Origin of the sequence: Aeromonas sp. QDB18 (assembly GCF_027705325.1) — a bacterium.
GTDB classification, from domain to species: domain Bacteria; phylum Pseudomonadota; class Gammaproteobacteria; order Enterobacterales; family Aeromonadaceae; genus Aeromonas; species Aeromonas caviae.
Genome location: NZ_JAPDBQ010000009.1, coordinates 20,378 through 46,526 on the forward strand (window position 1 = coordinate 20,378; position 26,149 = coordinate 46,526).

25 protein-coding genes are annotated in these 26,149 nt (G+C 63.5%); 16 read left to right on the plus strand and 9 right to left on the minus strand.

Annotated features, from left to right (window positions below):
- Entirely contained in the window at positions 1 to 1,269 is a 1,269-nt protein-coding gene (gene waaA / locus OKC30_RS03135; RefSeq protein ID WP_160838222.1) for a lipid IV(A) 3-deoxy-D-manno-octulosonic acid transferase, read from the plus strand.
- Positions 1,270 to 1,379: 110 nt separating this feature from the next.
- Positions 1,380 to 2,258 carry a DMT family transporter gene (locus OKC30_RS03140; protein ID WP_160838220.1) on the plus strand — a complete coding sequence of 293 codons (879 nt, stop codon included), beginning with the start codon at positions 1,380 to 1,382 and terminating at the stop codon, positions 2,256 to 2,258.
- Between the two features lie 400 nt (positions 2,259 to 2,658).
- Here the strand turns inward: OKC30_RS03140 and OKC30_RS03145 are convergent, their stop codons facing one another.
- A complete protein-coding gene (locus tag OKC30_RS03145; protein WP_160836786.1) occupies positions 2,659 to 3,522 on the minus strand; it encodes a YicC/YloC family endoribonuclease in 864 nt (287 codons plus the stop codon).
- Positions 3,523 to 3,668: 146 nt separating this feature from the next.
- On the opposite strand from OKC30_RS03145, the gene rph reads away from it, so the two are divergent.
- From rph to OKC30_RS03190, 9 genes are all read left to right on the plus strand, one after another.
- Positions 3,669 to 4,385 carry a ribonuclease PH gene (gene rph / locus OKC30_RS03150; RefSeq protein WP_160836784.1) on the plus strand — a complete coding sequence of 239 codons (717 nt, stop codon included), beginning with the start codon at positions 3,669 to 3,671 and terminating at the stop codon, positions 4,383 to 4,385.
- 341 nt (positions 4,386 to 4,726) lie between these two features.
- Positions 4,727 to 5,380, plus strand: a complete 654-nt coding sequence (pyrE, locus tag OKC30_RS03155; RefSeq protein WP_160836782.1) for an orotate phosphoribosyltransferase — start codon at positions 4,727 to 4,729, stop codon at positions 5,378 to 5,380.
- A 179-nt stretch (positions 5,381 to 5,559) separates the two neighbouring features.
- Positions 5,560 to 7,989 carry a heavy metal translocating P-type ATPase gene (locus OKC30_RS03160; protein ID WP_270661575.1) on the plus strand — a complete coding sequence of 810 codons (2,430 nt, stop codon included), beginning with the start codon at positions 5,560 to 5,562 and terminating at the stop codon, positions 7,987 to 7,989.
- Positions 7,986 to 8,375, plus strand: a complete 390-nt coding sequence (gene cueR / locus OKC30_RS03165) for a Cu(I)-responsive transcriptional regulator (protein ID WP_160836778.1) — start codon at positions 7,986 to 7,988, stop codon at positions 8,373 to 8,375. The genes OKC30_RS03160 and cueR overlap by 4 nt, the downstream gene beginning before the upstream one ends.
- 153 nt (positions 8,376 to 8,528) lie before the next feature.
- Positions 8,529 to 9,683, plus strand: coding sequence for a GGDEF domain-containing protein (locus OKC30_RS03170; protein ID WP_039039690.1), 1,155 nt, complete (start codon positions 8,529 to 8,531; stop codon positions 9,681 to 9,683).
- A 30-nt stretch (positions 9,684 to 9,713) separates the two neighbouring features.
- Positions 9,714 to 9,977, plus strand: coding sequence for a YihD family protein (locus tag OKC30_RS03175; protein WP_010676098.1), 264 nt, complete (start codon positions 9,714 to 9,716; stop codon positions 9,975 to 9,977).
- 197 nt (positions 9,978 to 10,174) lie between these two features.
- On the plus strand, positions 10,175 to 11,623 hold the full coding sequence (ccoG, locus tag OKC30_RS03180; protein WP_160836776.1) for a cytochrome c oxidase accessory protein CcoG: 1,449 nt from the start codon (positions 10,175 to 10,177) through the stop codon (positions 11,621 to 11,623).
- Between the two features lie 74 nt (positions 11,624 to 11,697).
- Entirely contained in the window at positions 11,698 to 12,687 is a 990-nt protein-coding gene (locus OKC30_RS03185; protein ID WP_160836790.1) for a serine/threonine protein kinase, read from the plus strand.
- A 209-nt stretch (positions 12,688 to 12,896) separates the two neighbouring features.
- Positions 12,897 to 13,505, plus strand: coding sequence for a thiol:disulfide interchange protein DsbA/DsbL (locus OKC30_RS03190; RefSeq protein ID WP_043153379.1), 609 nt, complete (start codon positions 12,897 to 12,899; stop codon positions 13,503 to 13,505).
- Positions 13,506 to 13,585: 80 nt separating this feature from the next.
- Here OKC30_RS03190 and phnE read toward each other — a convergent pair whose 3' ends face one another.
- From phnE to OKC30_RS03215, 5 genes are all read right to left on the minus strand, one after another.
- A complete protein-coding gene (gene phnE, locus OKC30_RS03195; RefSeq protein WP_109112443.1) occupies positions 13,586 to 15,133 on the minus strand; it encodes a phosphonate ABC transporter, permease protein PhnE in 1,548 nt (515 codons plus the stop codon).
- A complete protein-coding gene (locus OKC30_RS03200; protein WP_160836772.1) occupies positions 15,121 to 15,882 on the minus strand; it encodes a phosphonate ABC transporter ATP-binding protein in 762 nt (253 codons plus the stop codon). Before OKC30_RS03200 ends, phnE begins: the two co-directional genes overlap by 13 nt.
- The gene (locus OKC30_RS03205; RefSeq protein WP_043153390.1) at positions 15,879 to 16,724 is read right to left on the minus strand and encodes a putative selenate ABC transporter substrate-binding protein; all 846 of its coding nucleotides are present in this window, start codon (positions 16,722 to 16,724) and stop codon (positions 15,879 to 15,881) included. Before OKC30_RS03205 ends, OKC30_RS03200 begins: the two co-directional genes overlap by 4 nt.
- 342 nt (positions 16,725 to 17,066) lie before the next feature.
- The gene (gene pncB, locus OKC30_RS03210) at positions 17,067 to 18,245 is read right to left on the minus strand and encodes a nicotinate phosphoribosyltransferase (protein WP_104452104.1); all 1,179 of its coding nucleotides are present in this window, start codon (positions 18,243 to 18,245) and stop codon (positions 17,067 to 17,069) included.
- A gap of 1 nt (position 18,246) precedes the next feature.
- Positions 18,247 to 18,882: a nicotinamidase gene (locus OKC30_RS03215; protein ID WP_043153394.1), complete on the minus strand. Its 636-nt coding sequence runs from the start codon at positions 18,880 to 18,882 to the stop codon at positions 18,247 to 18,249.
- Positions 18,883 to 18,956: 74 nt separating this feature from the next.
- On the opposite strand from OKC30_RS03215, the gene OKC30_RS03220 reads away from it, so the two are divergent.
- The 3 genes from OKC30_RS03220 to OKC30_RS03230 are packed head-to-tail and all read left to right on the plus strand — an operon-like array spanning position 18,957 to position 20,399.
- Complete coding sequence (locus OKC30_RS03220; RefSeq protein WP_104454977.1) at positions 18,957 to 19,607, plus strand: NUDIX hydrolase; 651 nt, start codon at positions 18,957 to 18,959, stop codon at positions 19,605 to 19,607.
- 16 nt (positions 19,608 to 19,623) lie between these two features.
- Positions 19,624 to 19,929: a hypothetical protein gene (locus OKC30_RS03225; protein WP_143236902.1), complete on the plus strand. Its 306-nt coding sequence runs from the start codon at positions 19,624 to 19,626 to the stop codon at positions 19,927 to 19,929.
- Positions 19,926 to 20,399 (plus strand): DUF523 domain-containing protein, encoded by a 474-nt coding sequence (locus OKC30_RS03230; RefSeq protein WP_160836770.1) that lies wholly within the window; start codon positions 19,926 to 19,928, stop codon positions 20,397 to 20,399. The genes OKC30_RS03225 and OKC30_RS03230 overlap by 4 nt, the downstream gene beginning before the upstream one ends.
- Here the strand turns inward: OKC30_RS03230 and OKC30_RS03235 are convergent.
- The 3 genes from OKC30_RS03235 to OKC30_RS03245 form a co-directional block, all read right to left on the minus strand.
- Positions 20,345 to 21,301: an acyltransferase gene (locus tag OKC30_RS03235; protein WP_045522722.1), complete on the minus strand. Its 957-nt coding sequence runs from the start codon at positions 21,299 to 21,301 to the stop codon at positions 20,345 to 20,347. The two genes, OKC30_RS03230 and OKC30_RS03235, sit on opposite strands and share 55 nt — an antisense overlap.
- Before the next feature lie 7 nt (positions 21,302 to 21,308).
- Entirely contained in the window at positions 21,309 to 22,208 is a 900-nt protein-coding gene (locus tag OKC30_RS03240; protein WP_160836766.1) for an acyltransferase, read from the minus strand.
- Positions 22,209 to 22,340: 132 nt separating this feature from the next.
- Complete coding sequence (locus OKC30_RS03245; RefSeq protein WP_270661548.1) at positions 22,341 to 23,858, minus strand: YifB family Mg chelatase-like AAA ATPase; 1,518 nt, start codon at positions 23,856 to 23,858, stop codon at positions 22,341 to 22,343.
- Positions 23,859 to 24,242: 384 nt separating this feature from the next.
- Here OKC30_RS03245 and ilvG point away from each other — a divergent pair, with 384 nt between their 5' ends.
- Positions 24,243 to 25,889: an acetolactate synthase 2 catalytic subunit gene (gene ilvG, locus OKC30_RS03250; RefSeq protein ID WP_160836762.1), complete on the plus strand. Its 1,647-nt coding sequence runs from the start codon at positions 24,243 to 24,245 to the stop codon at positions 25,887 to 25,889.
- Positions 25,886 to 26,143 carry an acetolactate synthase 2 small subunit gene (gene ilvM / locus OKC30_RS03255; RefSeq protein WP_010676086.1) on the plus strand — a complete coding sequence of 86 codons (258 nt, stop codon included), beginning with the start codon at positions 25,886 to 25,888 and terminating at the stop codon, positions 26,141 to 26,143. Before ilvG ends, ilvM begins: the two co-directional genes overlap by 4 nt.
- Positions 26,144 to 26,149 lie beyond the last annotated feature (6 nt).

A 26,149-nucleotide genomic window follows, 5' to 3' on the forward strand; every position in this document is an offset into this window, starting at 1 on the left:
ATGATCTACCGGTTGCTCTACAACCTGCTGATTCACCTGGGGTTGCCCCTGGCGTTGCTGGCGCTCTACAAGCCCAAAAAAGGCAAGCCCGGCTTCGGGGCGCGCTGGGCCGAGCATCTGGGACGATTGCCGCCGACCGGACAGGAGTCTCCCCTCTGGATCCATGCGGTGAGCGTGGGAGAGACCCTGGCCATCACCCCCTTCATCCGCGCCCTCAAGGCCGAGCGCCCCGAGCTGCCCATCCTGCTCACCACCACCACCCGCACCGGCGCTGAACAGGCGGCCAAGCTCGGGGATCTGGTGGTGCACCGCTATGCGCCTCTCGACTATCCCTGGGCCGTCTCGGCGTTTCTGAGCACCGTCAAGCCCCGCGCCCTCTGGGTGATGGAGACAGAGCTGTGGCCGAACTGGCTGGCGGCCTGCGAGGCACGCCACCTGCCGGTGACCATCCTCAATGCCCGCCTCTCGGAGCGATCCTGTCAGCGCTATGGTCGCTTCCAGGGTGCCTTCGATGCCTTGAGCCGCCCATTGACCCACCTGCTCTGCCAGCATCAGGACGATGCGGATCGCTTCCATCGGCTGGGCATAGCGCGCAACCGGCTGGCGGTGACCGGATCCATCAAGTTCGACATCCAGTTTGGCGACGAGGTGCAGGCCAGGGGCCGTGCCCTGCGCCAGCAACTGGGGGAGGCACGACCTGTCTGGATCGCCGCCAGTACCCACCAGGGGGAAGACGAGCAGGTGCTGGCTGCCTTTGATCGGGTGCTCAAGGCCCATCCCTCCGCCCTGCTGATCCTGGTGCCGCGCCATCCCGAGCGTTTCGATCGGGTGGCCGAACTGTGTGCCCCCTACGGTTGCGTGCGGCGCACGGCGGGCAGTGCGGTCGGCGAGAGCGACAAGATCTACCTGGGTGACACCATGGGCGAGCTGCCGCTGATGCTGGCGGCGGCGGATCTCGCCTTTGTCGGTGGCAGCCTGGTGCCCGTGGGCGGTCACAACCTGCTGGAACCGGCGGCGCTGGGCAAACCCTGCCTGACCGGCCCCGTCTATTTCAACTTCAGCGACATCACCCGCCAGCTGGTGGCCCAGGGTGGCGCGGCCGTGGTGGCGGACGCCGAGGCGCTCGGCCACCGGGTGAGCACCCTGCTCGGCGATGCCCCTGCCCGCCGCGAGATGGGGGAGCAGGCCCGCGCCGTGGTGCTGCGCAATCAGGGGGCGCTGGCGCGCACCCTCTCCCATTGCCTTGCCAGCCTGGAAAGTGACGACTGAGGCGGGGCGGCGTGGTGGCCGCCCGCCAGCATGTCTGCCAAACCCCGGGAGACAATCCGCGTCCCTTTTCTTTATGCTCTTCCCTTTGCCCCTGACCCTGTGATGCTCCGATGAACCGCGCTCCCCTGCTGCTGATGATACTGGTCACCCTGCTGGCCGCCGCCGGCTGGCTCTTCTCGAAAGAGGCTATCCGCGAATTGCCCACCGCCGCCTTTATCGGCAGCCGCTTCCTGCTGGCCGCCCTGCTGCTCTTGCCGCTCGCCTGGTTGCGGGAGCCGCCGCCCAGCCGCTCGCAGCTGCTGCGGGCCGCCGGGTGCGGCACCCTGCTCGGGGCCAGCCTGCTGTTCTGGGTCACCGCCATCAGCCAGAGTGATGCGCTCGGCAGCGGCGCCTTCATCATGAGCGTGGCCACCCTGATGGCGCCGCTCGCCGCCTGGGCCGCCTTCAAGGCCAGACCCGGCCGCCACTACTGGCTCACCCTGCCGCTCGCCGTCGCCGGCCTGCTGCTGCTCTCCAGCAGCACCCACTGGGGCGTGTCGCTCTCCCTGTTCTGGTTTCTGGCGGCAGCCGCCACACTGGGGGTCCAGCTCGCGGTGCACCGCCACTTCGCCCAGTCCATTCCCCCCACCTGGCTCACCTGCATCCAGCTGGCGGTGACCGGGCTGCTTGGCACCCTGCTCTCCCTGCTGACCGAGCAGTGGCCCGTCGACATCAGCCACGGCATCTGGGGCTGGTTTGCCGCCAGCGTCCTGATCGCCACCACCTTGCGCTACTGGCTGCTGACCCATGCCCTGAGTGGGATGACTACGGCCCACGCCGCCCTGCTGATGCTGCTCGAACCGGTCTGGACCCTGATCCTGAGCACCCTCTTCTATGACGAGCCGCTGGGCGGCGCCAAGCTGGCCGGCGTGGGCCTGGTGCTCGGCGCCCTGGTGCTCTACCAGCTTCCCCTGCTGCTGCGCAGCCGCAAGTTGAAGTCACCGGTCTAGCCTGAACGGGCGACAAACCTAAGTGGTTCGGAAAAACGAGATGGTCTGCATGGCAGGCCCTCTCTGCTGCGAAGGCCAGGCTGTCTTCGCCTAGGGTTGCCATCAGCCAGGGCGCTGTTCTCAGTGTGAAGCGGACATAAAAAAGCCCCCGCATGGCGGCAATGCTGTTCAGATAAGCACATTTTTGACTAATTATTCATAAATGCGACTTGAGTTGGGGGAGCAAGGCTGTTTCCAGTCGATGTTCCTTCAGCCTTTATCCAGCGTGGCTTGCAATAGAAAGAGGGAGGCATCATGCCTCCCTCATTTTTTAGCCCTGATACTACGTGGACTGGAACTCAAATTCTCTTAAGTGAACAGCATTGCCCGCATGGCGGGGGCTGTGCATCGAGGAGAGGGATCACTCGATGTTCTGGATCTGTTCGCGCATCTGCTCGATGAGCACCTTCAACTCGACGGCGGACTGGGTCACCTCGGCGTTGATGGACTTGGAACCCAGAGTGTTCGACTCGCGGTTGAACTCCTGCATCATGAAGTCCAGACGGCGGCCGCAGGCGCCCCCCTTCTTCATGATCTTGGTGGTTTCGCCGATGTGCATCTCCAGGCGATCCAGCTCCTCGGCCACGTCGATCTTCTGGGCCAGCAGCACGATCTCCTGCTCGATGCGGGCCGGATCCAGCTCCACCTTGGCTTCGGCCAGCCGGTCGGTGAGCTTCTGGCGCTGCCACTCGATGATCTGCGGCAGGTGCTCGCGCACCTTCTTCACTTCCACCTGGATACCGGCCAGACGCTGCTCGATCAGTGCCTTGAGGTTGGCCCCTTCGCTGGCGCGGGAGGCGAGGAAGTCATCCATGGTCAGGTCGAAGCCGGCCATCAGCTCGGTGGCGACCACGTCCATGTCCTGCTCGGCGGCGGCCATGACACCCGGCCAGCGCAGCACGTCCACCGGGTTGAGCTGGCCCTGACCCGCTTCCTTCATCACCCAGTTGGCGCTGTCGATGATGAGCCTGGCCAGCTCTTCATTGATGTGGAGCTGGCTGGCGGCGGCCTGGGCGGCCTCGAAGCGCAGGTTGCACTCCACCTTGCCCCGCTGCAGCTTGGCCCGGAAACGCTCACGCAGCACCGGCTCCAGGCTGCGCAGCTGCTCCGGCAGGCGAATGTAGGTCTCCAGATAGCGCTGGTTGACCGAACGAATTTCCCAAACGGCTGTGCCCCAGTCGCCCTTGAGTTCCTTGCGGGCGTAGGCGGTCATGCTGTGAATCATTGATTATTCCGGGCTTGATGAAGTGTGCGGCCAGTATACTCAGCCAGGCCTGCCCCGTCAGCCGACGAGGTGGTTTTAGCGGCTGATATTTGAGTAGCAATCGCTTATACTCCTGCGCCAATTCAGCCAGCCCAGAGGTCAGTCCCATGTCCCGTCCCAGCGATCGCAGCGCCGCCCAGGTGCGTCCGGTAACCATCACCCGCCACTTCACCAAGCATGCTGAAGGGTCCGTGCTGGTGGAATTCGGCCACACCCGTGTGCTGTGCACCGCCAGCGTCGACACCAGCGTGCCGCGCTTCCTGAAAGGCAAGGGGCAGGGCTGGGTCACCGCCGAATACGGCATGCTGCCGCGCTCCACCCATTCCCGGATGAACCGTGAAGCCGCCTCCGGCAAGCAGAGTGGCCGCACCCTGGAGATCTCCCGCCTGATCGCCCGCTCCCTGCGCGCTGCGGTAGACCTGACCGCGCTGGGCGAGCACTCCATTACCGTTGACTGCGACGTGCTGCAGGCCGACGGCGGCACCCGCACCGCCGCCATCACAGGTGCCTGCGTGGCGCTGGTGGATGCGCTGAACTGGATGGTCGAGAAGGGCATGCTCAAGCAGAGCCCGCTCAAACAGATGATCGCCGCCGTCTCCGTCGGTATGTTCGAAGGGGAGGCCATCTGCGATCTGGAGTACATCGAAGACTCCGCCGCCGAGACTGACATGAACGTGGTGATGACCGAAGATGGTCGCATCATCGAGGTGCAGGGCACCGCGGAGGCCGAACCCTTCACCCACGAGGAGCTGCTGGAGATGCTGGCCCTCGCCAAGGGCGGTATTGCCGACATTATTGCGCTGCAGAAGCAGTCACTTTCCTGATACCAGGACCTGTTGATGCTTCGGCACAAGTCGCGTTGCAGTGTCAAAGGATGCCAGGCTAGGCGCAGGATGCCGCCAATGGTTATTCCCTTGGCAAGTCCTGCAACAACGCATGGCATCCTTTGCCACGCAACCCGTAGGGACGGGTCTGTTTTTGTGCATAACGTCGTTATTCGATGCCTCGTTTGGATTACCAAACTTCGCATCTCATGCCTAGTTCTGCGCAAAAACCGACTCCGTCGCGGCTGTGACGAAGCGTCAACAGATCCTGCAAACGCGGCATTGACCGCGTTTTTTTATACCCCCACACCAGTAAACGACAAGCCAAGCAAGGAGCCAGAATGAAAGCCTACCAGCGTCAATTTATCGAGTTCGCCCTGGAGAAGCAGGTCCTCAAATTCGGTGAATTTACCCTGAAATCCGGTCGTAAAAGCCCCTACTTCTTCAACGCCGGTCTGTTCAACAGCGGCCGCGATCTGGCCCGTCTCGGCCGCTTCTATGCCGCCGCCCTGATGGATGCCGGCATCGAATTCGACGTGCTGTTTGGCCCGGCCTACAAGGGGATCCCCATCGCCTCCGCCACCGCGATGCAGCTGGTGGAGCAGCACGACGTGGACGTGCCCTGGTGCTTCAACCGCAAGGAGGCCAAGGATCACGGCGAGGGTGGCAATCTGGTGGGCAGCCCGCTCAAGGGGCGCATCATGCTGGTGGACGATGTCATCACTGCCGGCACCGCCATCCGCGAATCCATGGATCTGATCCAGGCCAACGGCGCCTCCCTGGCTGGCGTGCTGATCGCGCTGGACCGTCAGGAGAAGGGCAAGGGCGAGCTCTCCGCCATTCAGGAAGTGGAGCGTGACTACGGTGCCCACATCATCGCCATCATCCAGATGAGCGACTTGATCGAGTATCTGGAGGAGAAGCAGGCCGAACAGCCGGAGCTGGCGGCGCAACTGGCCGCCATGAAGGCTTACCGCGCCCAGTACGGTATCTGAGTTGCCGCGCATACCGCGCAATAGTTGAAGGCGGCGCCCGTTTGTTCTCTGGCAGCAAACGGGCGCCGTTTTTTCATCTGCAAAAAGTGGATCATGTGGCTTGAGCTTACCCTTACAGTAAAGGTTAGGGTTTGCCAGTCGGCGTTTTGTGGTGCCGACGGGTTCCTGGGAGGAACAACATGACCACTCATCTTCAATCACCCATTCATCTGCAGTTGCCGCTCAGCGGCATGAGCTGCGCCAACTGCGCCGGCCGCATCACGACCGCCCTCAACAAGCTCGACGGGGTATCGGCCACCGTCAACTTCGCGCTGGAGCAGGCGGCCATCGAGCTGACCAGCCCCGACCGTCTGCCGGCGGTACTGGAGAGCATCCAGGCGCAGGGTTATGACTACGGCAGTGAGACCATCCTGTTTCAAATCACCGGTATGACCTGTGCCGGTTGCTCGGCCCGCCTGAACAAGATGCTGGCGGCGCTGCCCGGCGTCATCTCCGCCGACGTCAACTTCTCCATCGAGCAGGCTCGTATCGTGCTGGTTCCCGGGATGCAGACGCCCGCTGGCCTGCGCGAGCAGATCGAGGCCCTCGGCTTCGGCGCCCAGCTGGCACAAGGCTCGGCCAGCGGCCGCCGCCAGCAGTTGCTGGAGCGGGAAGCGCAGGAGGCCGCCACTGCCCGTCAGGCGCAAACCCGGGTCATCGTCTCGGCTTTGCTTACCCTGCCGCTGCTGGTGGGGATGCTGGCCATGGCCGGTCTGCTGCCCTGGCATCTGCCCGCCTGGCTGGAGCTGGTGCTCGCCACCCCGGTGCAGTTCTGGATTGGGGCCCGCTTCTATCGCGGTGCCTGGCTCGCCATCAAGAATCGCTCCGCCAACATGGATGTGCTGGTGGCGACCGGTACCAGCGCGGCCTACTTCTACAGCCTCTATCTGCTGCTCAACCTGGGGATGGCCGCCAGTGGCCAGCTCTACTTCGAGGCGAGTGCCATCATCATTACCCTGATTTCCCTCGGAAAAATGCTGGAAGCGCGAGCCAGACGCAGTACCCAGTCCGCCATTCGCGAACTGATGGCGCTGCGGCCGGAAACCGCCACCGTCTGGCGCGGCGAGCGCTGGCAGAGCGTCGCCATCGACGAGGTGCTGCGCGGCGATCGGCTGCGGGTACTGGTGGGTGAGCGGGTGCCGGTGGACGGCAGAATCGTGAGCGGCGAGAGCGAGCTGGACGAGTCGATCCTCACCGGTGAGAGCCTGCCGGTGCTGCGCAGTGCGGGCGACAAGGTGCTGGGCGGTGCCATCAACCGCTCCGGCGTGCTGGAAATTGAAGCCACTACGGTGGGGGAGGACTCCAGCCTCAGCAAGATCATCGCGCTGGTAGAGAACGCCCAGATGGGCAAGGCGCCGCTGCAACAGCTGGTGGACAAGGTCTCTGCCGTGTTCGTGCCGGTGGTGATGGCCATCGCCCTGTTCACCCTGCTGGTGTGGTACGCCATCAGTAACGACTTCGGTCAGGCGCTGCTGGCGGCGGTGGCCGTGCTGGTGATCGCCTGTCCCTGTGCGCTGGGGCTGGCGACGCCGGCGGCCATCGTCACCGGTACCGGGGTGGCGGCGCGCCACGGCATTCTGATAAAAGACGTGGATACCCTGCAGAAGGCCCACGCCATCAAGGCGCTTATCTTCGACAAGACAGGTACGCTCACTCAGGGCAGGCCCGTGCTGGCGAGCTGGAGCGGCACAGCCGAGCAGCTGCGTCTGGCCGCCGCCCTGCAGCAGGCGAGCGAACACCCGCTGGCGCTGGCCATGCGCGAGGCGGTCGGCAAAGAGGTGCTGCTACCCCAGCCGGAGGCGGTGGAGGTGCGGGTCGGTGCCGGTATTGTCGGTCAGGTCGCCGGTCATACGGTCGCCATCGGCAATGGCTCTTTGCTGGCCCAGCTCGGCATTGAGGTGCCCGCGCAGGATAAGCAGCCTGCCGACGGCGCGACCCGGGTCTGGGTGGCCATTGACGGCTTGGTAGCGGGCATTGCGGCGCTGGCTGATACCCTGCGCCCCGAGAGTCCGGATGCCATCGCCACCCTGCGTCAGCGCGGCATCGCCAGCTGGCTGGTGAGCGGTGATGCGCCGGCGCCGGTGGCCCATATCGCCGCCAAGCTGGGGCTGGACGGGGCCTTTGACTCCGTGCTGCCAGCCGGCAAGGTAGACAAGGTCGCGGCGCTGCGGGCGCAGACCTCCGGGCTGGTGGCCATGGTGGGGGACGGTGTGAACGATGCCCCGGCGCTGGCCGCGGCGGACGTGGGGATCGCCATGGGCTCGGGGTCCGACGTGGCGATGGAGACCGCCGCCATCACCCTGATGCGATCTGATCCGCGGCTGGTGGCCGATGCCATCGACATCTCGGCGGCGACCTGGCGGACCATACAGCAGAACCTGTTCTGGGCCTTCGCGTTCAATGTGATCGGCATTCCGCTGGCGGCCCTGGGCTATCTCAGCCCAGAACTGGCGGGGGCGGCCATGGCCCTGAGCAGCATCACCGTACTGAGCAATTCCCTGTTACTGAAGCGCTGGCAACCCGGAGCGGGCAGCCGGCGCCCATCCGAATCGAAGAGGAGTCATCCATGAACATCAGCAAGGTTGCCAAGGCCACCGGCCTGACCGCCAAGACCATCCGCTATTACGAGAGCATCGGGCTCATCACTGCGCCGGTGCGCAGTGACAACGGCTACCGCAGTTACAGCGACGGTGCCCTGCGGGAACTGCGCTTCGTCAAGCGGGCGCGGGAGACCGGCTTCAACCTGGAGGAGTGTCAGGAGCTGCTGGCGCTCTACCGGGACGAGCACAGAACCAGTGCCCAGGTGAAGAAGCTGGCCCAGGAGAAAATCGTCGATCTGCGCTCCCGCATCGCCGGTTTGCAAGCCATGCTCAGCGCCCTCGAGGAGGTGGTGAGCTGCTGTCACGGAGATGCGAATCCCCAGTGCCCCATCCTCGACGAGCTGGAGAAAGGGTGAGGGAGGGTTGCGCCATTCGACCCTGTAGAAAAGGGTCTGTCGGGGCCTGTGCGGGAGAGGACGCGCTGAGTGGCAGCTTAATAGCGGTCGATTGATTGTTGAGCAGGAAAGGGGAGTGTTAAACTGTGCGGCTCTTGTACAGGGAGTACCCAGTTGACACAGAGTGTGAAATATCAGGTGCGGCGGGCCATCATGGTCCAGCTCTATACCCATGCCTCCTTCAGCCTGCCTTGCCTGGGGCTGCTGGCGATCAGCTGGAGCCTGCTGTTCCACGATTACCTGCCGGCCAGCGAGTCGCTGGGCTGGCTCGGTCTAGTCCTGCTGCTGTTGCTGGGGCGCTGGTGGCATCTGCGCTGGCGCCAGCCTAGGCTGGCGGAGCTTCCGCTGCCGGTGCTCGAGCGCGAGCTCTTTGTCGGGGTGACCATCACCTCCATCGTCTGGGCACTGGGCGTGCTGCTCTACATGGACAAGCTGCCCGACACCTATCGTGCCGCCATGATGATGCTCTCCAGCCTGATCCTGACCGGCAGCGCCATCATGCTGTTCGGCAGCCGTCGTACCCTCTATGGGGCCGTGCTGCCCCTCGGGTTTGCCATGTTGTTCGAGCTCAGTGGCGGCAACACCCAGGAGCGTATCGTCTCCTGCATGCTGGCGGGGTATCTGTTCGTCTTTCTGCCGACCCTGCTGCGGCGCCTGCGGCGGGATCAGGTGGCCTCTCTCTACCACAGTTTTTCCAATGCGGACCTGGTGGCCGAGCTGAAGGCGGTCTCCGAGCACCTCAAGCTCACGTCCCGCCTCGACGGTCTGACCGGCATCGCCAACCGGGCCCATCTCGACGACTCCCTGGCGCGCGCCTGGCGTCGCTGCCACCGTGCCAGGGCGCCTCTCTCTCTGGTGCTGGTGGATGTGGACTACTTCAAGCAGTTCAATGATCACTATGGTCATCAGGTGGGGGACCAGTGCCTGCAACAGGTGGCGAGCCTGCTGGCCGAAGTGCTGCGGCGGGAAGACGATCTCGCTGCCCGTTACGGCGGAGAGGAGTTCGCCCTGCTGCTGCCTTGCACCACCTTGCAGGGGGCCATGCAGATCGCCGAGCAGGTGCGTACCTCGTTGCGAGCCCTCGGCATTCCCCACCACAAATCCCGGGTCTCGGGGCGGGTCAGTTGCAGCTTCGGAGTGGCGACCCTGGTGCCGGATCAGCATCACTCCATTGCCGAGCTTATCCAGAAAGCGGATGCGGCGCTCTATCAGGCCAAGCATAATGGCCGGGATCGTATCGAAGTAGCCTTGATGGGTAAGGTTGCCTGAGTTTCACAAGACAGATTAAAGAGGTCGTCTATGCAATGTCATCGTATCGAAGAGCTGCTGGAACTGCTGCAGCCTGCCTGGATCAAGGAGCAGGATCTCAGCCTGGTGCAGTTTGTTGCCAAACTGGCCGAGGAGGCGGGATTTGACGGTCCGCTGTCCGCACTGACCGACGACATGCTGATCTACCACCTCAAGATGCGGGAATCCGACAAGCAGGCGATGATCCCGGGGCTGGCCAAGGATCACGTGCCCGACTTCAAGGAAGCCCTGCTCAAGGCCCGCGGCATCAAGTAATCCGGGCGTCACATCGCCATCAGAGAAAGGTTTCAAGAGAATCTGTGAAAAGGCGCATAGTCAACTGGCTATGGGCCTTTTTTGTTGCCTGAAATTGCGACGGGACTCGAACTATAGATACATTTAACCCACACAATTAGCAGGTTGTTTAAGATATAATCGCTTTCATAACAATATGAGTGGAGCGATGTGTTGCAATGGCCGACAAGGACAAGATCGACATCAAGGATGTGACCGGTGACGTCACCGGGACTTTCAATCCCAACACCTTCAAGGCGGGAGATGACAGGTTCAACCCCGGCAACCGCATCTATGTCCGCTCCCAGACCGGCTACTGGCAGCGGGTGCGCAAGGCCATGGGCTGGTTCTTCGTCGCGCTCTTTGTCCTCCTGCCCTGGCTGCGTTATGACGGCCGTCAGGCGGTGCTGTTCGATCTGGAGCACCAGCAGTTCCATATCTTCGGTGCCACCATCTGGCCGCAGGATCTCACCCTGCTGGCCTGGGTCTTCATGATCGCGGCCTTCGCCCTCTTCTTTGTGACCACCTTCCTGGGCCGGGTCTGGTGCGGCTACCTCTGTCCCCAGACGGTGTGGACCTTCCTGTTCATCTGGTTCGAGGAGAAGCTGGAAGGGGCCGCCAACAAGCGTCGCAAGCTGGATGCGGCGCCCTGGAGCGGCGAGAAGCTGGCCCGGAAGGGCACCAAGCACCTGGCCTGGATCCTGCTGTCGCTGGGCACGGGGCTGACCTTCGTCGCCTACTTCCAGGATGTGTTCCAGCTGGTGCCCGATTTCTTCACCCTGCAGGCGGGAGGCTGGGTCATCTTCTGGGTGCTGTTCTTTGCCGCCTGCACCTATGGCAACGCCGGCTGGATGCGCGCCATCATGTGTATCCACATGTGCCCCTATGCCCGCTTCCAGTCCGCCATGTTCGACAAGGACACCTACATCGTCGGCTATGACAGCCAGCGTGGCGAGACCCGCGGCGCCCGTGGTCGCAAGGCCGATCCCAAGGCTCTGGGGCTGGGGGACTGCATCGACTGCGACCTCTGCGTGCAGGTCTGCCCGACCGGTATCGACATCCGTGACGGTCTGCAGTACGAGTGCATCAACTGCGGCGCCTGTGTCGACGCCTGCGACCAGACCATGGAGCGGATGGGGTATCCGAAAGGGCTCATCAGTTACACCACCGAGCACAAGCTGGCCCACAGTGAAACCCAGGTGGCGCGGCCCAAGCTGATTGGCTATGGCCTGGTGATGGTCGTCATGCTGGGGGTCTTCGTCTACAACGCCATGTCCATCATGCCCATGGGGCTCGACATCCTGCGGGATCGCAACCAGCTGTTCCGGGAAAACAGCGAGGGGCTCATCGAGAACACCTATACCCTGAAGATCCTCAACAAGACCCTGAACTCCCAGACCTACCGGCTGGACGTGGAAGGGCTGCCGGAGTACCAGTGGTTCGGACCCCGCGAGGTGACACTGAAGGCGGGCGAGATCTATACCCTGCCGGTGAGCCTGGCGGTGGATCCCTTCAACCTGAAGCGCCCCACTCTGGACGTCCAGTTCGTGCTCAAGCGGGAAGGCGCGGCGCCGGACGACAGCAAGGGGACCTTGCGCCAAACGAGCAAGTTTATCAGCAGGTTGTGACGGCAAGGCGCACCGCCATGCACGGCAACGGCAGACAGTGGTGATAGAATGGGGTGCAACAGCGCCCCTTTTCTATGGTGGATGACATGCGTTTCAACTATTCCGACCTCAATCCCGATCTCATCATGGATGCCATCGATCTCAGCGGCTTGCGCATCGATTCCGGCCTTATCGAGCTCAACAGTTACGAGAACCGCGTCTATCAGTTCCAGGATGAGGATCGCCGTCGCTACGTGGTGAAGTTCTACCGCCCCGGTCGCTGGAGCCGGGCACAGATCCTGGAAGAGCACGCGTTTGCCGCTCGCCTCTGTGAAACTGAGATCCCGGTCGCCGCTCCCATTGCCTTTGCCGGCGAGACCCTGCTGGAGCATCAGGGCTACCCGTTTGCCATCTGGCAGAGCGTCGGGGGGCGCCAGTTCGAGGTGGACAACTTGGACCAGCTGGAGTGGGTGGGGCGTTACCTCGGTCGCATCCACAGCGTCGGTGCCAGCCATGCCTTTCATCACCGGGTTCCGCTGGATGTGGAGAGCATGCTGCACGAGCCGCGTCAGTTGCTGGCGGCAGGCGAGTGGTTGCCGAGCGGGCTGGCCAAGTCCTTCTTCGGGGTGCTGGACGAGCTGATCCGGCACGTATGCAACGCCATGACCCTGGATGTGGCGCGCATCTCCCTGCATGGGGACTGCCACCCGGGCAACATCCTGTGGCGTGACGGCCCCCTGTTTGTCGACCTCGACGATTGCCGCACCGGCCCCGCCATCCAGGATCTCTGGATGATGCTGAACGGGGAGCGTCATGAGCAGCAGATCCAGCTCGATACCCTGCTGGCGGGGTATGAGGAGTTCATGGAGTTCGACCCGCGGGAGCTGGCGCTCATCGAGCCGCTGCGTGCCATGCGCATCGTCCACTACATGGCCTGGCTGGCAAGACGCTGGGAAGATCCCGCCTTCCCCCGCCACTTCTCCTGGTTCAACACCGAACACTACTGGCGCCAGCAGATTGCGACCCTGCATGATCAGCTCGAGGCATTGAAGGCCCCGCCGCTCAGCCTGATGCCGCAGTGGTAGGGGCGCGAACCCGGCAGATCGCCACGCCACGGGGCGTCCGTTGGTGGTGTCGCCCGTACCATTGCCACAGCGGCAAGGTGCCCGTGGGAGGCGGGATGGCGGTCCCGCCTGTCTGCCTTTGCCATTGACGGCACGAGGGTGAGGCAATAGGCTTGGACTGCTTCGGTTCGCCGGGCGTGCCTCACAGTGATCCCTTAACAGGAAACGTCATGAAAAAAGTACTATTTTTCCTCGCTGCCATGCTGATGATCCCCATGGTTCACGCCGCCCCGCAATTCAAGGAAGGTGTCAACTATGACGTGGTCAGCCAGACCGGCAGCGCCCAGCCGGAAGTGATGGAGTTCTTCTCCTATTTCTGCCCGCACTGCGCCAAGTTCGAGCCGATTGCCGAGGATCTGAAGAAGAGCCTGCCGGAAGGCGTGCCGATGAAGAAGAACCCGGTGGCCTTCCTGGGCCGTGAAATGGGCCCCGAGATGCAGCGTGCCTACGCCGTCGCCAATCTGCTGAACGTCGAAGGCAAGCTGACCCCGGCCATCTTCGACAAGATCCACACCCAGCGCCAGATCCCCCAGAGCCGCGCCGACGTGAAGCAGGTTTTCGTGGACAATGGCGTGCCGGCTGAGGAGTTCGACGGTGCTGTCGACAGCTTCGCCGTCTCCGGCATGGTCTCCCAGTTCGACCGCAACACCGAGAGCTACAACGTGCGCGGCGTGCCGGCCTTCCTGGTGAACGGCAAGTACATGGTGAAAATCGAATCCATCACCTCCCAGGAACAGTTCAACCAGCTGGTGCAATTCCTGCTGGCGAAGAAAGACTGATCCAGACTGACCTCGTGAAAAAAAGCCCGCCGGTGCAAACCGGCGGGCTTTTTGTTTATCAGGGCCATGCAAGGCGGGCCTCAGATCTGGCAATCCCGCTGGCTGGGGGCCGGGCGAGGCAAACGGGTGCGGCGGCTGAGGGCCTCCGCCAGCCAGACCAGCAGCAGTATGGCCAGCAGCAGGGTGGCGGTCTGGTCGTAGCGGAACAGGCTGAGCGAGACATAGAGCTGCTGTCCCAGGCCGCCGGCGCCAACCACGCCGAGTATGGTGGCGGCCCTCAGGTTCATCTCGCCGCGATAGAGGCTGTAGGCCAGCCACTGGCGCGCCACCAGGGGGAACACCCCGTACCAGAAGCAGGCCGTAGGGCCGGCCCCGCTCAGCTGCAAGGCGAGGCGAGGGGCGGGATCCGCGTTCTCCAGGGTCTCCACGAACAACCGCGCCAGCACCCCGGTGGTGTGCAGGGTCAGCGCCAGTATGCCCGCCACCGGCCCCAGTCCGACCGCGATCACCAGCAGGCTGGCGAAGATGAGTTCGGGCACGGAGCGCAGCAGGTTGAACAGCAGCCGCAGCGGCCAGCAGTGGCGCGCGAGGCAGGCCAGCGGCAGGGCCAGCAGGGCGCTGAAGAGGGTGCTTAGCAGCGCCATCTGCACCGTATCGAGCAGGCCCATAGCCACTGTCTTGAGGAAGGGCCATGACCAGTCCGGTCGCAAAAACTCTCCCAGGAAGGTGCCCAGGCCCCCCAGTGAGAAGCTCAGCATGCGCCAGTCGAGCTGATACAGCGCGAGGACAGCGGCCAGCCCCAGGCAGATCAGCAACAGCAGGCCGGGGGAGCGGCTGTGGCGCAGCCAGGCGCTGAGGCCATCCGCGAGCGTCACCAGCAGGATGAAGGCCAGCAGCAGGGTCACCACCTCGCCACCGGCAAACATGCGCAGGGAGAGTTCGAGCTGCTGACCGAGCCCGCCGGCGCCGACGAAGCCCATGATGACGGAGGCGCGCAGGGCGCACTCCCAGCGGTAGACGGTGTAGGAGAGCAGTTCCTGACGCACCGCAGGCAGCACGCCGTACCAGAGCGCCTGCAGCCGGCCGCTACCGCCCAGCAGCAGGGCGCGGGCCGGTTGCAGGGCACCGCTCTCCATGATCTCGTTGTAGACCTTGGCCAGCATGCCGCCGTAGCTGACGGCGATGGCCAGGATGGCGGCGAGCGGCCCGAGCCCCGACAGACGCACGAACAGCAGCGCCCAGATGAGCTCGGGCAGGCTGCGCAGCACGATGGCGACGAGGCGCGAGAGGGCCCGCAAGGCGCCGCGCAGCGGGCTGGGCACCGGCCCCAGTTCGGCCAGCGACAGGGCGCGGGAGCCGAGCAGGGCGAACGGCACGCCGAGCAGCAGGGCGCCCGCCAGTCCCAATGTCGCCACCGCCAGACTCTCCAGGGTCGCGGTCAGGGTCAGGACGAGGAAGTCCCGATCCATGCGGGGCGGCCAGCTGGTGGCGAGGAAGTTGCCCATCTGCCGCCAGCTCTGGCCGTCGAACAGGCCGAGCCAGCCGTCGGCCTGTTGCCACAGGCTGTAGCCGATGAGCAGCAGCAACCAGGGCAGGGGATGGCGCCAGCGGCTAGTCAAATTGAACACGCCGCCGCCTCGTCATCACCGGCGTAGAGCTCGGCCAGCATGGCCGGGGTGACGGCCGCCGCCGGACAGTCGAACAGCACTCGCCCCTCCCGCAGGCCGATGATGCGGGGGAAACGGCCGAGCGCCAGCTCGACCGCATGCAGGTTGGCGATGAGTGTGCTGCCCCGGGCGCGGGCCTGTGCCAGCAGGGCATCCAGGCTGCCTTGGGCGAGCACGGGATCGAGGGCGGAGACGGGCTCGTCCGCCAGGATCAGATCCGGCTGCTGATAGAGCACCCGTGCGATGCCGACCCGCTGCAACTGGCCACCGGAGAGCTCGCCGCAGCGCTGTTGCCACTTGTCGGCGAGGCCGAGGCGCGCCAGCTCGGCTAGCGCGCCTTCGGGGTCGCAGGGGCGCAGCAGGGAGAGTAAGGAACGGCCGAGGGACCACTGACCGAGCCGGCCGGCCAGCACGGCGGTCACCACCTGCTGGGAGGCGGGCAGCGGCGGTTGCTGCCAGACCATGCCGATCCGGCTGCGCAGCCGCTGGCGGTCCCGGGTGGAGAGGGTCCAGGGCTCCTGGTCCCAGAGGGTGAGCCTGCCTTCGCCGCGCAGCTCGGTGCCGAGCAGCCGCAGCAGGCTGGTCTTGCCCGCGCCGCTCGGCCCTATGATGGCCACGCACTCGCCTGCCGTTATCTGCAGGTTGAACGGCTGCAGGATGCGGCTCTGGCCGAGCCGCAATCCTTCCCCGTCCAGCGCGACGGCGATCACTTCAGCAGGCCGGCCTGGGTGGCGGCGGCTTCGATGCCCAGGTAATTCTCGGGCTTGGTCTCGATGAAGCGGGTAGCGCGTTGCAGCTTGAGGATCTCGGCCTGGGCGGGCACCGCCGGATCCAGGCTGAGGAAGGCTTGCTTGATCTTCTCTTGCAGGGCCGGATCCATATCACCGCGTACTGTCCAGTTGTAGTCAAAGTAGGTCGGGGTGGTCCAGATCACCTTGACCTTGGTGGTGTCGACCTTGCCCTCTTCCACCAGTTTCTCCCACACGGAGGCGTTGAGCGCACCGGCCGGCACCTTGCCGGAGGCGACCCAGGCGACGGTGGCGTCGTGGGCGCCGGAGAAGGCGACGTGGGCGAAGTCACGTTCCGGGTTGATGCCCTGCTCGGCCAGGAAGTGGCGTGGCATCAGGTGACCGGAGGTGGAGGAGGGGGAGCCGAACGCGAAGTCCTTGCCCTTGGTGTCGGCCAGGGTCTTGATGCCACTGTCGGCATTGGCGATGAACTTGGAGGTGAACTGGGCATCTTCCTGACGCTGCACCAGGGGTACCACCTTGTCGGCACGGCGGTGTGCCTGCACATAGGTGAAGCCCCCGAGCCAGGCCATGTCCAGCTTGCCGGCGGCCAGCGCCTCGACCACGGCGGCGTAGTCGTTGACCGGCACGAACACCACCTCGCGGCCTGTTTTCTCGGCCAGGTAGTCACCCAGGGGGGCAAACTTGCGCTGCAGCTCGGTGGGGGCTTCGTCCGGGATGGCGGAGACCCGCAGCGGTTCGGCGGCGACGGCGCTCAGGCTGGCGAGCAGGGTGGTGAGGGCGAATATCCATCTGGAGGTCATGAGTGGTTCCTTGTGGTCTGGCGTTCGAACAAGCGAAAGGTCCGACGGGGGCCGCAATGCTGTTCAGATAAGCACATTTTTGACTAATTATTCATAAATGCGACTTGAGTTGGGGGAGCAAGGCTGTTTCCAGTCGATGTTCCTTCAGCCTTTATCCAGCGTGGCTTGCAATAGAAAGAGGGAGGCATCATGCCTCCCTCATTTTTTAGCCCTGATACTACGTGGACTGGAACTCAAATTCTCTTAAGTGAACAGCATTGCGACGGGGGCCGGACCTTTCAGGTGAGTCATGGTAGGGGGCCATCGGCGCAGTGCGCAAGATGGGACACTCAAAAAGGCGTCTTATACCCCGACGTGGAAGGCCTGCTTGAGGTTGCGGATGAAGTCCGCGTCCCGGCACAGGGTCTTGCCCGGGCTGTCGGAGATCTTGGCGACCGGGCCGCCGTTGCACTCCATCAGCTTGAAGACGATGTTCATCGGGGTGACGCCTGGCAGATCGCAGGTGAGCTTGGTGCCGATGCCGAAGCTGGTGTTGATGCGACCACTGAAGTGGCGGAACAGCCGGACTGCCTTGTCGAGGTCGAGGCCGTCGGAGAAGACCAGCGTCTTGGTGGCGGGATCGATACCGAGGCGCTGGTAGTGGCTGATGGCCTTCTCGCCCCAGACCACGGGGTCACCGGAGTCGTGGCGCAACCCCTGATATCGGCTCGCCAGCTCGAAGTCGAAGTCGCGCAGGAAGGCATCCATGGTGATGCAGTCGGTCAGGGCGATGCCGAGGTGGTTGGTGAACTCGTCCAGCCAGCTGGTGAGGGCCGCGCGCTGGCTGAGTTCCAGCGGGAAGCCGAGTTGCTGGTGAGCCTGGAACCACTCGTGGGCCTGGGTGCCCACCGCCGGCAGCCGGTATTTCTGGGCCAGCTGGTAGTTGCTGGTGCCGCGAAACGCCGGCAGCCGATCCTGGAGGCGGCCCACCACGGCATCCTGCACCGCATGGGAGAAGCGGCGGCGGGTGCCGAAGTCGATGAGGTTGAACTCGGTCATCTCCTCCCGGCTCAGCTCCCGTTCCAGCTTGTCGATCTTCTGGTCGAGCCGCTCCAGTGCCTGGCTGACGCCGAACTGGGGGTAGCGGAAGCGGTTGCGCATCTCGCTGATGATGGCGAGCACCGGGATCTCCCACAGGATGACGTCCTGCCAGGGCCCTTCGACCCGCACATTGATGCGGCCATCCTGCTCGAACACCTTGAGCAGGGAGGCATCCAGCGGCTTGCGGCGCAGGTGATCCAGATAATCCGGGGTGAAGAAGGGGCGCTCGGCCAGAAAATCGAGCTCGGGTCGGGTCAGCCGCAGGGAGCCGGCGAGGCGCAGCTGCTCCTCGATCTCGCCCATCATGGGCAGCAGATCCTCTTCGTTGCGGCTGTGGAATTCGGCCACCACCTCGGCATCCGGGTAGCGATGGAACACAGCCTGCTGCATGTGCAGCTTGTAGGCATCGGTGTCGAGCAGGCTGTTGAGGATCGGGGGCATATCAGGCGTCCAGCAGGCGTTGTACATCGGCCAGGGTCTGGGCCAGCTCGGCGCCGGCCTCGATCATCTGGGCACGGGCCTGGGCGATCGTCTCGGGGGCGATGCCGCGGCAGGCATCGAGGTGGACGATGACCCGGAAGCCGGCGCGGAGCAGTTGCAGCACGCTGGTCTTGACGCAGTAGTCGGTGGCGAGGCCGCCGACCAGCACGGTCGCGACGCCGCGGGCCTGCAGGAACTCGATGAGCCCGGTGCTGCGACGCTCGGCGAGGTCGTGGTAGCAGGCGCCATAGGGGTGCAGATCCGGCTCGACCCCCTTCCAGACGAAGAAGTCGTAGTCGATGGGGGCGGGCAGGCCGTCGAGCAGCTCGAAGCCAGGGGTGCCCGGCACGCAATGGGCCGGCCAGGTGAGGTCGGCGTTGGGCAGATCCAGCGGTTGCAGCATGGCGGCCGGCTCGCTCACGACCCAGGCAGCGTTCGCGGGGTGGGCGTCCTTGCTGCCGACTCGCAGGGTGGCGAGGGCGGCCTGGGCGTTGAGCGCCGCCACAATATCATCCCCGCCTGCGACGGGCAGCTCGTTCGGACAGAGCGGAGTAAACCCCTTCTGCGCATCAATATCCAGGCTGGCGATGGTTCCCATGGGTGACTCCTGCACATAATATTCTTGTGATATTATCTACCAAACATTATTAGAAGGCGAGCAGGTCGACCAGGATGCCGAGAATGAGTCTGGATATGGTGGTGCTGCGGTTGCGCGAGGAGCGGCTCGAACTGCTCCTCGAAACCCGGGATCGCCCCCCCTTTGCCCACTGCTGGCAGCTGCCGGCCCTGCGCATCGACGAGACCCGGGATCGGGATCTGGATGCCGCCCGCCACCGCCTGCTGGCGCAGTGGGGGCTGGCGCAGTGCTACAGCGAGCAGGTCTGCACCCTCGGCAACCTGGAGCGGGATCCCCGGGGTTGGTCCACCACCCTCGTCTACCTGTGCCTGGCGGAGCCCGAGGCCGGCGCCGTGCGCGGCTGCTGGCACCCTCTGGATGACCTGCCCAACCTGCAACTCGCCTTCGACCATCCCCAGCTCATCGCCATGGGGCTGGAGCGGCTGCGCATCAAGAGCCGTTACAGCACCTTGCCGCTGCACCTGCTGGGGTCGGAGTTCACCCTCTCCGAGGTGCAGCGCGCCTTCGAGATCATCCTGCAGACCCCCATGAACACGGCGGCGTTTCGCAAGCGGATCCACCGGGCCGACATCCTGACGGACACCGGCCGCAAGCGTACCGGCAAGCAGCGGCCCGCCATTCTCTACCGGCTGGAGAGCCCCTGCTGCGTGATGTTCGATCAGGTGATGAACGGGGCTGAGGCATGAAGAGAGCGCTATTGCTATGAATTACAAAGTGAAGCTTTCATTAATTGTGCGGGATGTAGATAAGACCTGTTTTTGCAGTGGTTCCAAAGAGCTTAACTTGCCTTTCGCACCATTTTCAGGGCTTCGTTTGCATGAAGGAATGCAAGTTTACACTCTTGCTGCTGTCGGATGGGCAGACCATGAACAGTGCTTTTATGGCTCTATAGAAATTAGTGAAGAGCTACTGCCCGATGGCGATCTAATAGATATGGATTTCATTGTTGAAACAGCAAAAAGTACCGGGTGGGTTGGCTTTAATAAAATTCATAAGGCACAGGTGTGAAGGAAAAAATCTTAGTCAGCTCCTGTCTACTGGGCCAGCCGGTGCGCTACGACGGCCGCAGCAAGGGCATCATCAGCGACTGGCTGTCCGAGTTGGGCGCCGAGGGGCGGGTGCTGGCCTTCTGTCCCGAGGTGGCGGGGGGGCTGCCGACCCCGCGACCACCCGCCGAGCGGCAGGGTGAGTCTGTAGTCACCGAAAGCGGGCTGGATGTGACGACCGAGTTCGATCGCGGCGCCGCCCTGGCGCTGGCGCTCTGCCAGCAGCAGGGCATTCGCTTCGCCCTGCTGAAAGAGGGGAGCCCCTCCTGCGGCAGCGGCCGTATCTACAACGGCCGCTTCGAAGGGGTCTCGGTGGCGGGCGAGGGCAAGACCACCGCCCTGCTGCGCCGCCATGGCATCGCGGTGTTCAGCGAGGATCAGCTGCCCGAGCTGGCCTCGGCGCTCGCCTTGGCTGCCTGCGGATCGGTCTGAGCCGCCGCATCGGCCGCCTGCCACTGCGCCAGCACGTCGTCTTTTTCCTTCCAGCGTGCGTTCAGCCACTCCTGGAAACCGCGTTTGAACTGCTTGTCGTTGAAGTAGTCCCCCACCAGTTGCTCGTCCACCGGCAGCTCCTCGATCCGCACCCGGATGCGCTTCATCTTCCCCATCAGGAAATCCTTGAAGGGGGTGTCGGGGTTGTCCGGGTAGCTGATGGTGACGTTGATCAGGCTGTCGAACTGATCGCCCATGGCTGCCAGGGTGAAGGCGAGTCCTGCCGCCTTGGGGGGCATGAGATGGCGATAGCGGGAGCGGGCGGCCTCGCGCTTCTGATCGGTGAAGCGGGTCCCCTCCACGAAGTTGATGACGGTGGTGGGTATGTGGCGAAACTTCTCGCAGGCGTTGCGGGTGGTCTCGATATCCTTGCCCCGCAGATGCGGATTTCTTAACAGAAACTCTCTCGAATAGCGGCGCATAAAGGGCATGTCCAGCCCCCAGCAGGCGAGCCCCAGCAGCGGGATGTAAATGAGCTCGTGCTTCATGAAGAACTTGGGCACCGGCAGCCGATTGCGAAACAGGTGGCCGAGCACCACGATATCGGTCCAGCTCATGTGGTTGCTGATAATGAGATACCAGCCATCCTTGCGCAGCCGGGTATTGTCCTCAATCTGCCAGTCGATGCGGGTAGTGAGGCGGATCACCAGGGCGTTGCAACCGAGCCACAGGCCCATGAAGCGATTGTTGAGCCGGCTGCAGGCGCGACCAAAGGCCGGCACGGGCAGCAGCAGTTTGGCCAGAGAAACCAGCAGGATCAGGCTGGCACACAGGGCGGTAAACAGTATGGTCAGGCCGGCGCTGATGAACAGCACCAGGGGGCCCGGGAGCAGGTTTGGCATGAGTGTCTTACTGCGTCTTGTCCGCCAGCAGCTTATCCAGGGTCTGGTCCTTCTCGTGCCAGATCCCGTTCAACCACTGTTGAAACTCTTGTTGGAACTCGGGGTCATTGAAGTAATCCCCCACCAGATTGCGTTCGATCGGCAGAAAGCGGACCCGAACCTTGATCTCCTTGACCCGACCACACATGAAGTCCCAGTAGCTGGGGACGCCGCCGGGATAGGCGATGGTCACATCCACCAGCTTGTGCAGTTGATCCCCCATGGCCGCCAGGGTGAAGGCGATGCCCCCTGCTCTCGGGTGCAGCAGATGACGATAGGGTGCCCCTTGCCTGTCGTGCTTGCCGACGGTGAAGCGGGTCCCTTCCACGAAGTTCATCACACTCACCGGCATATGGCGGAAACGGACACACGTCTTGCGCGTGGTTTCTATGTCTTTTCCCCTCAGATGTGGGTGCTTTTCCAGAAATTTTCGGGAATAACGCCGCATGAATGGGAAATCCAGCGCCCACCAGGCCAGACCGAGAAAAGGTACCCAAATCAGTTCTTTCTTGAGGAAAAACTTCAGGAAGGGGATTTTTTGATTAAAAATCCGCTGCAATACCAGTATGTCGACCCAGGATTGGTGGTTGGCAATCACCATATACCACTCATTCCGGCGCCCTTTGTCCACTCCGACCACATCGAAAGGGGTGTTGATGATGGTTTTCTGGATCAGATTGTTAAAACCTATCCAGTGGGTGGCGCAGCCGTCCAGGAGGGTGTTGCAGAGACGTCGCACCCCCTGGAAGGGCAGCAGCAGCTTGATGAGGCCAAGCAGCAGGACGGGGACAAACCAGAACAGGGTGTTGATGAAATAGAGCAGGGTCGAGAGGCTGCCGCGCAGTCGCTCTATCAGCTTGTTGGGCATGGTGGAATCCGTCTTCGTATCGGTGGATGGCAACCAAGTGGTCAGATCTGTTGCCATAATATCAGCCGGCCCACGACTAGACCATGGTGGCGCCCTTTCCGGGTCGGGTGGTGGCTGCTGTCGTTCCCCCGCTCACTGGCCCCCGCGCAGCCGCGACAACAGCCTATCCATGGCACGATAGCCCAGGGCTTCGATCAGATGCGCTCTCTCGATGGTGACGTGTCCCGCCAGATCGGCGATGGTGCGCGATACCCGCAGGATGCGGTGCCAGGCCCGGATGCTGAGCCCCAGCTTCTGGATGGCACCTTCCAGAAACTCGGCATCCTGTGGCGATAATCTGCAAACATCTTCGATTTCACGACTATCCAGCAGGTTGTTGAGTTTTCCGCTGCGACTCAGCATGCGCTCTCGCGCCCCCAGCACCCGTTCGCGTATCTGCTGGCTCGATTCCCCCCGCTCCGCCTTGCCGGTCAGGCTCCCCCTGGGCAAGAGCGGGACCTCTACCGTCAGATCGAACCGGTCGAGAAAGGGGCCGGAGAGCTTGCCCAGATAGCGCAGAATCTGATCCGGGCTGGAGCGGGTCTGGCCGTCGCCATAATGGCCGCAGGGGCTGGGATTCATGGCACCCACCAGCTGGAAGCGGGCGGGAAAATCCACCTGGCGGGCGGCACGACTGATGGTAATGTGCCCGGTCTCCAGCGGTTCGCGAAGGGAATCGAGCACCTTGCGCTCGAACTCCGGCAGTTCATCCAGAAACAGGACCCCGTTGTGGGCAAGGGAAATTTCGCCAGGCCTGGGATGGGTACCCCCGCCCACCAGCGCCACCGCCGAGGCGCTGTGATGGGGCGTGCGATACGGCCTGTGGTGCCAGTGGCCGGCGCGGGGGGTGAGGCCGCCGATGGAGTGGATGGCGGCGGTCTGCTGCGCCTCCTGTTCGCTCAGCGGTGGCAGAATGCCGGGCAGACGGCTGGCCAACATGCTCTTGCCGGTGCCGGGGGGGCCGATGAACAGCAGGTTGTGGCTGCCAGCTGCGGCGATCTCCAGCGCCCGCTTCGCCTGGGACTGACCGATCACATCCTGCAGATCCGGCACGTCGTGCAGGGTCTCCGCGCTCTGGGGTTCCGGCAGCGGCAGTTCGTACTGGCCCGCCAGCCAGGCGGTGACCGCCAGCAGCTGGTGGGCGGTGCGCACCTCGGCATCCTGTATGAGGGAAGCCTCCGGACCGTTCTCCCGTGGGACCAGCAGGGTGCGCCCTGCGTCGCGGCAGGCGAGCACCGAGGGGAGCACCCCAAGCACGGGGCGGATCTCGCCCGTCAGGGCCAATTCCCCTAAAAATTCGTGATCGAGCAGGTATCTTGCGGGTATCTGCTTGGATGCGGCGAGAATGCCGATGGCGATGGCCAGGTCGAAGCGACCCCCCTCTTTGGGCAGATCCGCAGGGGCCAGGTTGACCGTGATGTGTTTGCTCGGGAACTCGAAATTGCCGTTGAGCAGGGCGCTGCGCACCCGATCCCGCGACTCCTTCACCGAGGTTTCCGGCAGCCCCACCATGTTGAAGGCGGGCAGGCCGTTGGAGAGGTGCACCTCCACCGTGACTTGCGGCGCCGCTATCCCCAGGCTGGCACGGCTATAAACAACAGCTAATGACATAAATACCGTCCTTGGTTTGATGTATATGCTGGTTAACCGTTTTTAATTAGTTTTTTGTTCCAGTTGTCAGGTTTCAGAGCAGTCAAAATCAGAGTCTTGTCAGGTAAAAAGTGCTTGCCCAATAAAAATCACCGTGCTAGTTCTAATAGCCATTCGCGGCAAGCTCCGCTCCCATTTCACAGGATTTCCGGTTGTAACTATGAACATGGCCTCCCGTTTCGTCAGCATTATTGTGGTCCTAGTGGTGATTATTATCTCACCGCTCGGGGCTCGTTTGGCTGCACGGAACAAGGGATAGACCCACCACCGGACAGAACGAAACAAGCGACCCCCGAGCCTCACGGCCCGGGGGTTTTTTTTCGACCAAAGGACAGGATTTTCCACATGAACGGCGCGCAGTTTTTGGTACAGGCTCTCAAGAAACAGGGTGTGACCCAGGTGTTTGGTTACCCGGGCGGGGCCATCATGCCGGTCTATGACGCCCTGTATGACGGTGGCCTGGCCCATCAGCTCTGCCGCCACGAGCAGGGTGCCGCCATGGCTGCGGTGGGTTATGCCCGCGCTTCCGGTCAGGTGGGGGTCTGCATCGCCACCTCTGGCCCCGGCGCCACCAACCTGGTCACCGGCCTCGCGGAGGCACTGCTCGATTCGGTACCGCTGGTGGCCATCAGCGGCCAGGTGCCCTGCGCCGCCGTCGGTACCGATGCCTTTCAGGAAGTGGACGTGCTCGGCATGTCCCTCTCCTGCACCAAGCACTCCTTCATGGTGACGGACCCGGCGGATCTGGGACGGGTCATTGCCGAAGCCTTCGCCATCGCCACCGAAGGGCGTCCGGGTCCCGTGCTCATCGACCTGCCCAAGGATGTGCAGCTGGCCGCCGTTCCCTCTCAAAGCCCGCTGTTTGCAGTGGAGGAACCCGAACCCCTGAATCCGGCCGAACTGACGGTCGCCCGTACCCTGCTGGCCGGTGCTGAGCGTCCGGTACTCTACGTCGGCGGCGGGGTGGGCATGGCCAATGCCGAGCAGCAGCTGCGCGACTTTGCCGCCACCACGGGGATGCCGGCGGTCACCACCCTCAAGGGGATAGGTGCCCTCGACCCCGACAGCCCCGTTTATCTGGGCATGCTCGGCATGCACGGTACCAAGGCCGCCAACCTGGCGGTACAGCAGTGCGATCTGCTGGTGGTGGTAGGCGCCCGTTTCGATGATCGGGTGACCGGCAAGCTGGAGGAATTTGCCCCCGAGGCGAAGGTGATCCACCTGGATGTGGACGCCGCCGAGTTCGGCAAGCGTCGCGCCGCCGATGTGGGGATCACCACGGATCTCAAGCGTGTGCTGCCCGCCCTGGCGATGACGCTGACCCTCGACCCCTGGCGCGAGCACTGCGCCACCATGGCTCGGGAATACGCCTTCCGCTACGACCATCCGGGTCAGGCCATCTACGCCCCGGCCCTGCTCAAAGAGCTTTCAAGCCAGCTGCCGGAGACCAGCGTGGTGGCCTGCGACGTGGGTCAGCACCAGATGTGGGTGGCCCAGCACATGCGTTTCACCAGCCCGCGCAACCACCTGTCCAGTGCCGGCCTCGGCACCATGGGCTTCGGCCTGCCCGCCGCCATCGGCGCCAAGATGTCGCGCCCCGATGACGAGGTGGTGCTGGTGAGCGGTGACGGCTCCTTCATGATGAACGTGCAGGAGCTCGGCACCATCCGCCGCGCCCGGCTCAAGGTGAAGATGGTGCTGCTGGACAACCAGCGCCTCGGCATGGTGCGTCAATGGCAGGAGCTGTTCTTCGACGGTCGCTACAGCGAGACCAATCTGTCCGACAACCCCGATTTCGTCGCCCTGGCTGCCGCCTTCGGTATCCCCGGCGAGACCATCACATGTAAAGAAGAGATAGGTCCGGCACTGGATCGCCTGCTGGCGAGCGAGAGTGCCTATCTGCTGCATGTGGCTATTTCAGAGGAAGAAAATGTCTGGCCCCTGGTTCCGCCAGGAGTCGCCAACCACAAGATGATGGAGCAACGCCCATGAACCAGCTCAATACCAGCACCCTGGAAATCCATGCCCAACCCAGACCCGAAGTGATGGAACGGGTGCTGCGGGTGGTCCGTCACCGCGGTTTCAATCTCTGCGCCCTCAACATGGAGCAGGATTGCCAACAGCTGCGGATCACGGTTACTGTCGAATCGGTACGTCCCATCCAGCAGTTGTGGAGCCAGCTGGTGAAGCTGGTGGATGTCTCCCGGGTCGATGCACTGGAACAGCAACCCCGGATCAGAGCTTAAGGAGCC